Annotated in this window: 13 protein-coding genes; 8 read left to right on the top strand and 5 right to left on the bottom strand. The window is 33.1% G+C overall.

Annotated features, from left to right (window positions below; genetic code table 11):
- Window positions 1-146 precede the first annotated feature (146 nt).
- The 4 genes from Q7I96_03915 (at window position 147) to cgi121 (ending at window position 4831) form a co-directional block, all read left to right on the top strand.
- On the top strand, window positions 147-1328 hold the full coding sequence (locus Q7I96_03915) for an NAD(P)/FAD-dependent oxidoreductase (protein ID MDO9626759.1): 1182 nt from the start codon (window positions 147-149) through the stop codon (window positions 1326-1328).
- Window positions 1313-2341: a TIGR01177 family methyltransferase gene (locus Q7I96_03910; protein ID MDO9626758.1), complete on the top strand. Its 1029-nt coding sequence runs from the start codon at window positions 1313-1315 to the stop codon at window positions 2339-2341. Before Q7I96_03915 ends, Q7I96_03910 begins: the two co-directional genes overlap by 16 nt.
- 260 nt (window positions 2342-2601) lie before the next feature.
- Complete coding sequence (locus Q7I96_03905; GenBank protein ID MDO9626757.1) at window positions 2602-4095, top strand: 2-isopropylmalate synthase; 1494 nt, start codon at window positions 2602-2604, stop codon at window positions 4093-4095.
- Window positions 4096-4264: 169 nt separating this feature from the next.
- Window positions 4265-4831 (top strand): KEOPS complex subunit Cgi121, encoded by a 567-nt coding sequence (gene cgi121 / locus Q7I96_03900; GenBank protein MDO9626756.1) that lies wholly within the window; start codon window positions 4265-4267, stop codon window positions 4829-4831.
- Here the strand turns inward: cgi121 and Q7I96_03895 are convergent.
- The 3 genes from Q7I96_03895 to msrB form a co-directional block, all read right to left on the bottom strand.
- Window positions 4806-5831 carry a DegT/DnrJ/EryC1/StrS family aminotransferase gene (locus Q7I96_03895; GenBank protein ID MDO9626755.1) on the bottom strand — a complete coding sequence of 342 codons (1026 nt, stop codon included), beginning with the start codon at window positions 5829-5831 and terminating at the stop codon, window positions 4806-4808. The two genes, cgi121 and Q7I96_03895, sit on opposite strands and share 26 nt — an antisense overlap.
- A gap of 158 nt (window positions 5832-5989) precedes the next feature.
- Window positions 5990-7159: an Nre family DNA repair protein gene (locus Q7I96_03890; GenBank protein ID MDO9626754.1), complete on the bottom strand. Its 1170-nt coding sequence runs from the start codon at window positions 7157-7159 to the stop codon at window positions 5990-5992.
- An 88-nt stretch (window positions 7160-7247) separates the two neighbouring features.
- Window positions 7248-7724, bottom strand: coding sequence for a peptide-methionine (R)-S-oxide reductase MsrB (gene msrB / locus Q7I96_03885; GenBank protein ID MDO9626753.1), 477 nt, complete (start codon window positions 7722-7724; stop codon window positions 7248-7250).
- Window positions 7725-7961: 237 nt separating this feature from the next.
- Between msrB and Q7I96_03880 the strand changes: the two genes are divergently transcribed.
- Window positions 7962-8597: an SGNH/GDSL hydrolase family protein gene (locus Q7I96_03880; protein ID MDO9626752.1), complete on the top strand. Its 636-nt coding sequence runs from the start codon at window positions 7962-7964 to the stop codon at window positions 8595-8597.
- 55 nt (window positions 8598-8652) lie between these two features.
- On the opposite strand, the gene Q7I96_03875 is transcribed toward Q7I96_03880, so the two are convergent.
- The gene (locus Q7I96_03875; GenBank protein ID MDO9626751.1) at window positions 8653-9291 is read right to left on the bottom strand and encodes an MBL fold metallo-hydrolase; all 639 of its coding nucleotides are present in this window, start codon (window positions 9289-9291) and stop codon (window positions 8653-8655) included.
- A gap of 142 nt (window positions 9292-9433) precedes the next feature.
- Between Q7I96_03875 and Q7I96_03870 the strand changes: the two genes are divergently transcribed.
- Window positions 9434-10291 carry a HEAT repeat domain-containing protein gene (locus Q7I96_03870; protein MDO9626750.1) on the top strand — a complete coding sequence of 286 codons (858 nt, stop codon included), beginning with the start codon at window positions 9434-9436 and terminating at the stop codon, window positions 10289-10291.
- 98 nt (window positions 10292-10389) lie between these two features.
- The gene (locus tag Q7I96_03865) at window positions 10390-10941 is read left to right on the top strand and encodes a cysteine hydrolase family protein (protein ID MDO9626749.1); all 552 of its coding nucleotides are present in this window, start codon (window positions 10390-10392) and stop codon (window positions 10939-10941) included.
- A gap of 29 nt (window positions 10942-10970) precedes the next feature.
- Here the strand turns inward: Q7I96_03865 and Q7I96_03860 are convergent, their stop codons facing one another.
- Window positions 10971-11639 carry a class I SAM-dependent methyltransferase gene (locus tag Q7I96_03860; GenBank protein MDO9626748.1) on the bottom strand — a complete coding sequence of 223 codons (669 nt, stop codon included), beginning with the start codon at window positions 11637-11639 and terminating at the stop codon, window positions 10971-10973.
- A 130-nt stretch (window positions 11640-11769) separates the two neighbouring features.
- Between Q7I96_03860 and Q7I96_03855 the strand changes: the two genes are divergently transcribed.
- Window positions 11770-12717, top strand: coding sequence for a 2-dehydropantoate 2-reductase (locus Q7I96_03855; GenBank protein ID MDO9626747.1), 948 nt, complete (start codon window positions 11770-11772; stop codon window positions 12715-12717).
- Window positions 12718-12763 lie beyond the last annotated feature (46 nt).

Here is a 12763-nt window from a genome sequence, read left to right as displayed (position 1 = left end):
CTTGAATATTTATCCAATAAACAAATTGTTAATTAAAGAGATTCCATCTAATAGTTCACAATATAAATAGTTACAATATAATTTTATAGTTTATAATTTCAATGGATTTTTTAATTGTTATTTAAATAATATCTGGAAAAGATAAAATGAGTGATTATGATATTTTAGTAGTTGGGGCAGGTCCGGCAGGATCTACTTTTGCCAGATACATGGCTGAAAAAGGTTATAAAGTAGGTATTCTTGAAAAGAAGAAAGAGGTTGGTTTACCTTTACAGTGTGCTGGTCTTTTAGGGAAAAAAATAAAAAATTTAAATAACCTTCCTGAAGAATTTATTTTAAATGAGGTTAATGGTGCTTATCTTCACTCGCCTTCAAATCACATTATGAAAGTGTCTAAAAAAGATACTCAGGCATATGTTTTAGATAGGATTGGATATGACAAGTATTTGGCAGAAATAGCTGCTGTTGAGGGCGCTGAAATTTTATTAAAGCATAATGTAAAGTCTGTTAATTCTGAAATGGGAACTGTTAAACTGGCTAACCAGGGTCAAAAAGAGATATCTGCAAGGGTTATTGTTGGTGCTGACGGTCATTCATCTTCAATTTCCAATTCTTTTAATAAAAGATCTAATACTGTTAAAGCTTCACAATATCTGGTTGAAACTTCAAAACCACTGGAAACTGATTTTGTTAATCTTCATGTGAATTCTGCTCTGTCACCTGGTTTTATTTGGTCCATTCCTTTATCTAAAAATCAGACCAGAATTGGATTATTTGGTGATCACGATTATCCGTCTTTAAAACAGATTTTATCAAAATTTATGCAATCTCAAAATTATTTAAATGATATAAAAATTTTAAAGAAGTATCATGGTGAGATACCAGTCTTTGATTCTAAAAAAACTCTGGTAAATAAAAAAGCTATTCTTTTAGGTGATGCTGCATCTCAGGTAAAACCAACTACTGGTGGTGGATTGCTTATTGGATTTGCATGTGCTAAAATTGCGGCAGATGTGGTTACTAAAGCTTTGGATGAGGATAAAACTTCCATTTTAAAAGAATATGAAATTCAATACCGGAAAGAATTTGAAAAAGAGCTTAAAACTCAGCTAATGGTCCAAAAAACTTTTGAATTACTGAGTGACAAAGATCTGGATGAAATGTTTATTAAACTAAAAGAAAAGGGCGCAGAAGATATTATTTCAACATATGGGGACATGGACTCACAGTCGCCTCTGGTGAAAGAACTTTTAAAGAGGGGATTGATCTTTTCTGTGCTACCTAAGGTTTTATACAGGAGTGTGTCCCAAATATGGAAATTTTTCTAATTTTATCACGAGAACATGAAACATTGCCTTTAGCCGAGCTCAGGGCTATTTTAGATGCTGAAAATATTGACTATGATTTAAAAGAAGTCGAAATGGGAGTTGTAAAGCTTAAAACGGATAATGGGGATGCTGCGGATATTATCGCCAAAAGAATTGCATATGGTCATGAAATTTGTAGCTTAATTAAAGATACAGCTATAGATAACTTGGAAAATGATATTTTATCAATTGATTGGAAAGAAATCATCAATGAAAACTTTGCTTTACGGGTTAAAAAGATAGAATCTCCGGAAAATGATTCTCAAATAATGGAAAAAAAATTCGGAGCTTTAATAAAAGCCCAGGCTGGCGAAGAAATTAAGGTAAAATTGGAAAAACCCCAAACATTTATTAGAGTACTGGTTGTCGGGTCACGTGTTTTAATTGGAAAAAGGGAAACAAAAATAGATAAAAAACACTTCTTTAATCTTAAACCCCATAAAAGGCCTTTTTTTTACCCGGGATCCATGAGTCCTAAGCTGGCTAGGTGTATGATTAATTTATCCCGGGCAAAAACCGGAGATTTATTACTAGATCCCTTTTGTGGGACTGGGGGAATCCTCATTGAGGCCGGAATTATAGGAACTCGTATATTAGGCACGGATATTGATGAAAAAATGGTGAGAGGAACTGCCAAAAACCTTGAATATTGTGGGGCCAAGGATTTCCACATTTTTCAAGCAGATGCTCGAAAATTGGATCTGGAAGAAAAAGTTAATGCTGTAGTAACTGATCCTCCCTATGGTATTTCTGCTTCAACTGCCGGTGAAGAGAGCAGTACCATTTTCAGGGACTTTTTAAAATCAATCAGTAAAAATTTGCTGGAAAATGGCCTGATATGTCTGGCCAGTCCACACTATGTGAGTGTTAATGACCTAATTCAAGGCACGGAGTTTAAAATATTGGAAAGGCATGAAATTAGGATGCACAAAAGCCTGACTCGTGTGATTTCTGTTCTGGGAAGAGCAGGATAAAATATTTTTATCAACATCTTTTGTAATTCAATTATATTTTGGAATTATGGCAAGAATCAAGGTATAATAAAATTCTATTATTAAATATCTATTATAATCTCATTATTGTCAATCCATTTAATATTGTAAAATATAATAGGATTGAATGCACATATTAAAATGATATCAATTTAAATGGATTAAATAATTATTAAATCATTAAAATATCTTGATTATACTTAAAACAGATTCAATATTACTAAATTAAGAAGGGGATATAATTGAAGGTCAATGTACTAGATACAACACTTAGGGATGGGGAACAGACTCCTGGGGTTTCATTAACTCCTGATGAAAAACTAAGAATAGCTTTAAAGTTGGATTCAATGGGAGTTAACATTATTGAGGCCGGTTCGGCTATAACTTCTCCTGGTGAAAAATTAGGAATAAAAAAAATTACCAGTGAGGGTCTTTCCGCAGAAATCTGCAGTTTTGCCCGTGCTGTAAAAGTGGACATTGATGCTGCCCTGGAATGTGATGTGGATAGTGTGCATTTGGTAGTTCCTACTTCTGATCTCCATATCGAACATAAACTCAGGAAAACTCGAGAAGAAGTCCTGGAGCAGGCCATAGAATCTACCCAATATGCGGTGGATCACGGGCTTCTGGTAGAACTTTCTGCAGAGGATTCCACTAGAAGTGACATGGAATTTTTAACTAAAATCTTTGAAGAAGGAATTAAAACAGGTGCAAAGCGAATCTGTGCTTGTGACACGGTGGGAATGCTCACTCCTGAAAAATCAATGGAATTTTATGGCCAGTTAAGCAAAATCGGGGCACCTTTAAGTGTCCACTGCCACAATGACTTTGGATTGGCCGTAGCCAATTCATTATCTGCCCTCAGGGCCGGTGCAACTGAAGTTCATGCTACAATTAATGGTATAGGTGAGCGAGCAGGTAATGCTTCCCTGGAAGAGATAGCTGTGGCTCTATATTCATTATATGATGTGAAAACGGATATAAACATTCAGATGCTATATGAAACCTCTCGGATGGTTGCCCGTCTCACTGGTGTTTATCTGCAGCCTAATAAGGCCATTGTAGGGGAAAATGCATTTGCTCATGAATCGGGAATACATGCGGATGGAGTAATTAAGAAAGCAGAAACTTATGAACCTATTACTCCAGAACTGGTAGGCCATCAGCGTAGATTTGTCATGGGGAAACACATCGGCACCAAACTTCTACAAAAACGTGTGGATGAGCTAGGATTAAAGGTAAACCATGATCAATTAATGCAAATATTCAATCGGGTTAAATCTTTAGGAGATATGGGTAAATGTGTCACTGATGTCGATTTACAGGCCATAACTGAGGATGTAATGGGTATTGTCCAGGAAAAAGTGGTTGATTTAGAAGAAGTTACCATTGTCTCAGGTAATAAAGTAATCCCTACCGCTTCAGTTAAGCTTAAAATTAATGATAAAGATATTTTAGAGGCTGGAGTGGGATTGGGTCCTGTGGATGCAGCAATAGTGGCTATAAAGAAAAGTATCTCTGATTTTGCTGACATTGAACTGGAAGAATATCACGTAGATGCTATCACGGGAGGTACTGATGCACTTATTGATGTTGTGGTAAAGCTAAGACACGAAGATAAACTTATAAGTGCTCGAAGTACTCACCCAGATATTATCATGGCCAGTGTAGAAGCTTATATAAGTGGAGTAAATAGACTTTTAGCAGATAAAAAGGAAAGAGAAGCTTTAGAATAATTTTTATTTAATAGGTAAATAAAAATTGAATATTCATGAATTTGAATTATTTATTCTAAAACTTCTAAATTTTTATTAATATTCTTTTATTGGTGTATCTAAATTATTTCAAATAATAAATAAATAAAAATCAAATAATTTATTAAACTAGGACATTTCCTGTGATTTCATGATTTTAAATGATAATATTCCTCAAATTAAGGTTATAGGATTCAAATCCGAAATTAAAGATGTAGCTACAACTTTAAAATTAATTAATGAATTAAATGATAATGATTCTAATTTTACAGTTCAACTTTTAGATGCTCGAGGTATAGCTGGTGAAAAACACATTTTAAATGCTACTATTCATGCTATCAATGCTTTTAAGAGAAAAAACAACATTGCAAAAGATTTGGGAATGGAAATATGTCTTCGTGCATCTGCTCAACGGCAAATTTCACGGGCCATAGAAATTTTAGGACTTAAAGTGGGGCCCATGGATATTTGTGCTGTTTTAGTGGGTTGCAATTCTGATGAAACTGATGAATCTAATGAATGCAGTTCTTCTATTGATATTGCACAGAGAATTGAAAATAAATTAAATGAGATGTTTACTCGGGATGATAGTGTATTAAAAGCAAATGAACAAGTTCTTAAGGAAATTTATAATATTGAAAATGAAGAAATGGAAGTTTTGGGAAGTGTCACCTACACACTCATAGAAAGAACTACCATTTTAATTTTGGATGCATAGCATATTCATTATTACTCGTGTTAAATACTGTAGTTTCAATATGTTCCTTAATTTCTGAAAGGTTTCCTCTATTTAAACAATCAGTATCCAGATTCTTAATTTCTATACAAACAGCTTTTTCCATCAGACGATCATAAAGGGGACAAGTTGTTATAATACTACGACCATCAAGGTTTATTTTTTCTCTTAGAATTCTGGAATGGGCCTTAGGGTCATTTGATGGGACAATTACATTAATTCCTCTTTTATCTTCATGAAAAGTGTTTTGAATATTCTTTTTAAGAATCTTACAAGCATGCATAGTTTCAAATAGATTAAAAGGAGCCTTCTTTATTTCTGTGGAAATTCCTGCGGCAGTAATAGGGTCCGCCTTAAGTGTTTTCAATAGAAAACGGGAATTATCCAATATTCTCTTTTCATTGGTGGAAATAAAGCCTCCATTACCTACATTAACAATTTTAGGAGAGCCTGTAGATGCAATTATTATATGGGCATGGTTACCATTACAGAGCCTTTTTTCAGGATCCCCTACACTGCCTGAAGCGTCTTCCACTAAAATGATGTTATTTTCACAACAAACTTCAAATAATTCTTTAACTGGTTGTTCTGCGGTGTATCCTGCGAAACTAGTAATAAATAGGGCAGAAGGATTTGTTTTTAGTTGTTTTAAGTATTCTTCAAGCAAATCTGGGTAAATTATTCCCTTTTCAGTGGGGATGAAATAAACTTCTCTTTTTAGAAATTCAGCGATTTTTTTCAAGCCAATCCATCCGCCTTGATCTGGAAGAATAAATGGGCCTTTTAGAGCATTCATGGTGGATATTATGGTTGAATTTCCACTATTAACTAATTTAACATGTTCATGCCCTGTCAGTTCTTTTACACTTTCTTCTGCGGATTTAATTTCTGGATTAATTCCTCTTCCAGTAAATGGATTTAAAGCAGCATGACTCATGGCCTTTTGAGTTTCAATAGTGGGTTTTTTGAAGATCAGTTTCAATATTATCCTTCCTTAAGTCGTTATTTTCCTAAATCTATATTTAATAAATTTCATTAAAATTTAAATTCACTAATTAGTTATTTATTTCATCTTTATAAGATTCCATCTTAATTCTAATTTAATGGCCATTATAAATTTAATATTATTTTTAAAAAATACTATTTCTTTAAAAAAGCATCCAAGGTGGTTTGTCTAGACTGTAAAATATCTTTTAAAAGGTCGCTTTTTCTAATGAATTTACTTATAGGGATTTTTAATTTGCTGCCAACATAAGCTAAAGAAGATTTCAAATCTTCAAATTCTTTATATGGTTGTTCCAGAGCATATTTAACATTTTCTCTCACATTGAAAACGCCTAATGGCACATAACCGGAATAAGCTTCCCTTAATACAATGGCCCCGGCCTGTTTTTGTTCTCTATTAAGGGCATCCAGCACTCCCATTTTACAAGTGTAATAGCATCCTCCCACACGAGAATATTCTTTTTTACCGGCATTGGTTTCATAATCAGAGAAAATAAGCTCTTCTTTACCTAAAACTCTGATAAATGCTTCCATCCATTCGTATTGCCACTCAGTTGGTATTAAAATAACAGCATAATAATTATTCAGACTGGAAAATTCATAAACACGGTGGGTGCCAATAATTTCATAGTTTCTAACACTTTTAAGCAAATCATCGGCCAGTGTACTATCACAGGCAGTTATAGACCATCGAGTAGGCACCAATTTTCTTCGCTTTCCAGTGCCAATGGCTCCTACTGAAAATGCCTTTTGAACATTAGAAAATGGAACGCCTTTGTTGTGTAGATCTGTTAGAGCATCTCGAGCTCTTAAATCGCTGTCATAAAAAACTTTTTCCAGCTCCCGATCCCATTTAACCGCATCTATGTTAAATTTTTCTATCAGTGCACTGGGCCCATGTGGAGTTGTTTCTTCACTAAAAGATAATCCTCGGGGTCTTTTATTGAAAGTAGCTTCACTGTCAATAGATGTTGATGCTAAAGAGATTTCTTGTAGTTTTTCAACAAATGAATTATTAATATCCTCAATACTCACTGTTTGTTTTCCACGCACCAGTGATAAACGGTAACCAATTATATCTTCCTGAGTCTTTTCACCGGGAATCCATGATTCTGGAGAATCCATTATGGCAGTATCTCCCTGCATGGGAACCATCATCGGCCCGGCATAAACTTTGGGATAATTCCAGCTTCCAATAAAAACAGACGGTGGTGTACTTCCATCTAATTCCTGGCCAATTTTAATGGATTTCATTTTCATATGGGCCGTTAATTTTTGGAGATAAGCATTTTTACTTCTAATCATGGCTTTAAAACCTTCATTAATTTAGAATTTTAATTAGCTGAAATATTAATATATAATAAATTATTTTTAAAGGGGTTTTTATATAGATTTATATTTCTTTACGAAGAACAAACTTTAAGGAAGCTGAATTCATGCAGTAACGCTTGAAGGTAGGTTTTGGACCATCATCAAAGACGTGTCCCAGATGAGCATCGCAGCGGGTACATAAAACCTCAGTCCTAACCATGAAAAGACTTTTATCTGTGATGAAATTTACATTTTCTGGAGCAATGGCATCCCAGAAGCTGGGCCAACCAGTCCCTGAATCGAACTTGGTCTTGGAATCAAATAAATCGGTTCCACAACAAACGCACTGGTAGATACCATCTTCATGTTGGTCATGATATTTTCCGGTGAAGGCCAGCTCAGTACCTTTCTTTCGAGCTACTTTATATGCTTCACTTTCAAGAATAGATTTCCACTCTCCATCACTTTTCTGGATATGATCTACTAGCTTTACCTTATCTTTTTTAAAAAAATAGATTGGTATTTTTTTATTTCCATTTTTAGATTTTTCAGAAGACATAATTCTAATATTAAATATGGTTTTAATTTCATATATTTTTAAGGATTATCACAAACTGTTTTATGAAAATAAAAAATAATTCTTTGGTTATGTTTGTCGGATATTAGTCCTTGAATTGATTGCTTTTATTATATTAATTCTTTTTTTATTAATAGCATATTATTTTAAGTAATCTATAACATTAATTATGTATAATTGATGTAAATTTAGTATCATGATTTAATTATAGGTGTTTGAATGAAAACGATTTTATGTTTTGGGGATTCTAATACATGGGGATATAATCCGGTAACTGGTGAACGTCTTGGTCCGTGTATACGCTGGCCTGGGGTTTTAAAAAATGAATTGGATGATCTTTACATAGTCATTGAAGAGGGATTGAATGGACGCACCACTCTTTGGGATGATCCATTACATGGGGGATTTAAAAATGGAAAAGAATATTTGATTCCATGTTTAGCCTCTCATAAACCACTGGACCTAGTTATATTATTTTTAGGGACTAATGATCTTAAATCTCGATTCTCATTAACTGCTTCTGAAATTACCAACGGAATTAGAGTTTTACTGGATTTAATTGTTAAAAGCGGTTCTGGAATAGATGAAAATCCTCCAAAAATACTTTTAGTATCTCCACCATTGATTGGTGAATTATCCCCTTCTTCCAGATTTTCAGAGGAATTTGAAGGATCTAATGAGAAATCAGAAAAATTAGGGTCTTATTTTAAACAGGCGGCTGAAGAATATAATTGTGAATTTTTAGATTCCTCTAAAGTTGTCCGGGCTAGTGATGTGGATGGTATTCATCTGGAGGCCGATGAACACCTTAAATTAGGCCGGGCTATGAAAAATAAAGTTCTGGAAATACTTTAAAATAATAATTAATATTTCAATTAATTAGAATAAATTAAAATAAATTTTCAAGCCATTACTTTTCCAAAAATTCTTCCCAAAGATCGCCACGTTTTATGGGAACTCCATGGGCCGGACATATCCATTTAAAAGATAATTTATCTATTTTTGCAATGGATTCATGTATTAGGGAATCATTCCAGTTCATAATGGACATCATGGGCTTTATTTTATCTGGTGATGTTCTTAACAAGTCACCAGCAAAAAGTACATCTTCAAAAAGGATACACACATGGCCCGGTGTATGTCCGGGAGATGGTATAATTTCCATATGGTTGTTGATTATTCCATTTTCAGGGTATGGATTTATCTTTTCAGGTAATTTTGGCTTCATAAATATTGATAGTATTCTCTTTATTCCGGGGCGTGGTTTTTCACCATAGATATAAGGAATATCTTCTTTAGAGACCCATACTTTGGCCCCAGTGGCCTTTTCTAATAAGGCCACATTTCCAATGTGGTCTATATCATGATGGGTTAGCATGATGTGTTCAATATCACTTAATTCCATATTAAATGATTCTAATTCTTTTAAAAGGGCCGTTCCCTGACGGGGCATTCCAGTATCAATTACTGTGATTTCTTCATCAAAAACAAGATAAGCATAATTCCCTTTTGTCGATTCTAAAGCATGAACTTTTTCAGCTATTTTCATATTAAAACCCATAAATGTTATAAATATATAATAATTAATATTTTCTAGAATTTTAAAATATATTAATTTAAACTATTTTCTAATAATATAATAAAAAGAATACATATTAAATTAGATTATTAAATATAAATTAGGAATTAAGATGTCAAAAAGTGAAGATAAAAAGAAAATAGGCCGAAAAAAGAGGGGAGAAATTAATAAAGCAGATTTGACTCCCTATCTAAATTTCTCCACCACTCAATTGATTGAAATGCTGGAAAGCCCTGAGGCCCAGAAGAGAACAATCGCGGCCACGATTTTAGGGGATAAAAGAGACACAAATGCTATCGTGTTGCTTGCTCACGCCTTAAAAATTGAAAAAGCTCTATATTCTAGAATCGCTATTTCTGAAGCTCTGGGAGAAATGGGAGAATCTGCAGTTGTCCCTGTTGCAGATTTACTGGGCCAAATAGGAAATAACCAGGAAAAAGAATTACCTAAAAAATATTTTAATAAGAAAAGTTATCCTCTGGTGCGGGACATGGCGGCCAGAACCTTAGTTAAAATTGGAAAACCCACCACACCTTATTTGATTCAATTATTAGAAAGTGAAAAAGACATTTATATCAAGCAACATGCCATTGATGCTTTAGGTGCTATTGCCGCTAAAACTGGTGATTATAGTTCTTTAATGCCAATGATTAACTGCTTTGATAATATTGCGGGAATTAATCAAGAGGATATTAATTCAGATGAAAATTTGGATAAAGTTACCTTGTGGAAAATAATCCGGTCTTTAAGTGCTTTTAAAAATTCTAAAGAAGCTGTAGAATTCTTAATTATAGTTTTAAATAATTTTTCTGATCCACAACTGCAATGGGAATCGGCCCGAAGTTTAGGTCAGATTGGTGTATCATCTCCAGAAGTCTTGGAAATCCTGAGTAAAATGGGAGAATCTGATGACATTGAGATAAAAAAATCTGCTAAAAATGCCATGATATCTTTAGAAAAAGATTTATAAAAATTTATTACCTTACAAGTAGATATTAATTATAGACATGGGCTATAAGTTTTTAGAAGTTTCAGAACTCAAATAAATTCTCATAAGGAGTGGATTTAATGAAAAAAGCTTTACTGGTAATAGATGTGCAAAATGAATATTTTGATGGTAAATTACCAATTGAATATCCAGAAAATAGTTTTGAAAACATAATACTGGCTATAGATTCAGCCAATCAAAAAAATATTCCTGTAATTCTTATTCAACACACCAGTTCTGATGAATATTCTTTTACTTTTAAAAAAGGATCCAAAGAATGGGAAATTCACGAAGATGTCCTTAAAAGAGACCATGATATTATAATTGAGAAAACTTTACCTGGAAGCTTCACCGGAACTCAATTAGAAGCATATTTAAAAGAAAATAATGTAGAAAACGTGGCCATTTGTGGATACATGACTCACCTGTGCTGCGATACCACGGCCCGACAGGCCATGCATCTGGGTTTTGATGTGGAATTTATAGATGATGCCACTGGAACTCTTGATTTATCAAATTATGCCGGAGATATTAATGCTGAGGAACTCCATAAGGCCATTTTAATTGTTCAGGCCATGAAATTCAGTGATGTAATTTCTACTGAGGATTGGATTAGGAGTTTAGAGTTGTGAAGGGTCTTTAAAATTAAATTTATTCATATTTATTTTTTTAATTTACCCATATAATAAAATCCATTTGATTTATTACCATTCATGGTATCATAAATAGTTTTTTCAAATATTAATTCTTCAAAATCTTTTGTTAGATTTGATATATATTCTGGTGAATGATGTCTTAAAACAGCACCTTCTAGGAGTTCAAAAACACCATATATTCCATATTTGTTTTCATATTTTTCATATCGTTCCAGATTACGCTGGTCATTATTCAAGGAATAATCATTAATGTATAAGATTCCGCCTTTTTTTAAAACCCTTGAAATCTCTGAAATTAAGTTTTCCTGCATTTTCTGATCTGCAGTGCAGGTTAAAACTCCAATAAGGAGCACGGCATCAAATTCATTATCAGAAAATGGTAATCTTTCACCATTATGCTTAGAAAGATTCAGGTGGGGATGTAATTTCAATCCACGATCTATCATGGCCTGGGAGAAATCTATGCCCCTTAAATTCTTAAATCCATTCTCATGGAGTTCATTCAATGTCCGGCCATAACCACAGCCCACATCCAGGATTTTCATATCTTGTGAGACGTATTTTTCAAACTCTTTTAATTGAAAAGGAGTGGGGAATTCTTTTTTCTCGGCTACTTCGTCCCAGTATGGTTCTTGATTAGGAATCTTAGTCATATAATTATTTTTTAGATTCATTATTATCACTTGAGATAAATATTTCATTTAAAAGATATTATAATTCATGTTTAATTTTAAAATAAGATAATTATATGCTTGTAGTTGAATTGAATAAAACTAATAATTAAAATAATAATCGGGTTACAAAATGAATCAGAAAGCTGAAATAAAAAATATTTGTATTTATGGAACTGGGGGCGTGGGGGGATTTTTCGGTGGCCAAATGGCACATAATCTGGAAAAATTGGGTGATGAATCATTAAAAATAAGTTTCATAGCTCGGGGCGAGCATTTAATAAAAATTCAAGAAGATGGGTTAATTTTAAAAACACCTAAAAAAGAGATCACTACCCATCCAAACATAGCCGTAGATAATTTTAAAGAACTGGAATCTCCAGATTTAATTTTAATCTCTGTAAAAGGTTATGATTTGGATGAAGTCTTGGATGAAATTTCTAAAAATATTAATGAGGATACTATAATACTTCCTTTATTAAATGGAATTGATATATACCACAGAATTAGAGAAAAAATATCTAAATGCCTAATTTTGCCTGCATGTGTATATGTGGGGACTCATATTGAAAAACCAGGAGTGGTTACCCAAAGTGGAGGGGATGGAAAAATAATATTTGGCCAAGATCCAGAATTTCCAGACTGTTCTGTTAATTCCGTGGTTAATTTGTTTGATCATCTCAATATTAATTACGAATACCAGGAAAATGCCCTACCTGCAATTTGGGAAAAATATATGTTCATAGCATCATTTGGATTAGTTTCTGCAGCCTATAACAAAACTTTAGGAGAAATAATGGAAAATAACGAACTTAAAGATTCTGTTAAAATTATAATGGAAGAAATTGTCGCTATTGCAGAATTTGAGGGTGTAAACTTGCGTAAAACTATTATAGAAGACTCTTTGGAAAAAGGAAATAATTTCCCCTATGAAACCACTACTTCTTATCATAAGGATCTAATGAAAGGTAAAAATAATGAAGGAGATCTTTTTGGAGGGACCATTATTAGATTGGCCAATAAATATGATGTTAAAACTCCAGTTACTGAAAAAATGTACTCTAAAATTAAAAATAAATGATTAATAAATAGATATTAGAATATTATTTTAGAAAACTATTAAATAT

This window comes from Methanobacteriaceae archaeon (assembly GCA_030656015.1).
Taxonomy (GTDB): domain Archaea; phylum Methanobacteriota; class Methanobacteria; order Methanobacteriales; family Methanobacteriaceae; genus UBA349.
Note: the sequence above shows the minus strand (reverse complement) of the source record. Positions and strands in the feature narration are given on the sequence as shown.

What these genes read in the sequence shown, in the direction of transcription:
- msrB (MDO9626753.1), bottom strand. Translation starts at nt 7,724, where the DNA reads ATGTCTTCTGAAAAATCTAAAAATGGAAATAAAAAAATACCAATCTAT.
- Q7I96_03880 (MDO9626752.1), top strand. Translation starts at nt 7,962, where the DNA reads ATGAAAACGATTTTATGTTTTGGGGATTCTAATACATGGGGATATAAT.
- Q7I96_03890 (MDO9626754.1), bottom strand. Translation starts at nt 7,159, where the DNA reads ATGATTAGAAGTAAAAATGCTTATCTCCAAAAATTAACGGCCCATATG.
- Q7I96_03910 (MDO9626758.1), top strand. Translation starts at nt 1,313, where the DNA reads ATGGAAATTTTTCTAATTTTATCACGAGAACATGAAACATTGCCTTTA.
- Q7I96_03855 (MDO9626747.1), top strand. Translation starts at nt 11,770, where the DNA reads ATGAATCAGAAAGCTGAAATAAAAAATATTTGTATTTATGGAACTGGG.
- Q7I96_03915 (MDO9626759.1), top strand. Translation starts at nt 147, where the DNA reads ATGAGTGATTATGATATTTTAGTAGTTGGGGCAGGTCCGGCAGGATCT.
- Q7I96_03860 (MDO9626748.1), bottom strand. Translation starts at nt 11,639, where the DNA reads ATGAATCTAAAAAATAATTATATGACTAAGATTCCTAATCAAGAACCA.
- Q7I96_03865 (MDO9626749.1), top strand. Translation starts at nt 10,390, where the DNA reads ATGAAAAAAGCTTTACTGGTAATAGATGTGCAAAATGAATATTTTGAT.
- cgi121 (MDO9626756.1), top strand. Translation starts at nt 4,265, where the DNA reads ATGATTTTAAATGATAATATTCCTCAAATTAAGGTTATAGGATTCAAA.
- Q7I96_03870 (MDO9626750.1), top strand. Translation starts at nt 9,434, where the DNA reads ATGTCAAAAAGTGAAGATAAAAAGAAAATAGGCCGAAAAAAGAGGGGA.
- Q7I96_03875 (MDO9626751.1), bottom strand. Translation starts at nt 9,291, where the DNA reads ATGAAAATAGCTGAAAAAGTTCATGCTTTAGAATCGACAAAAGGGAAT.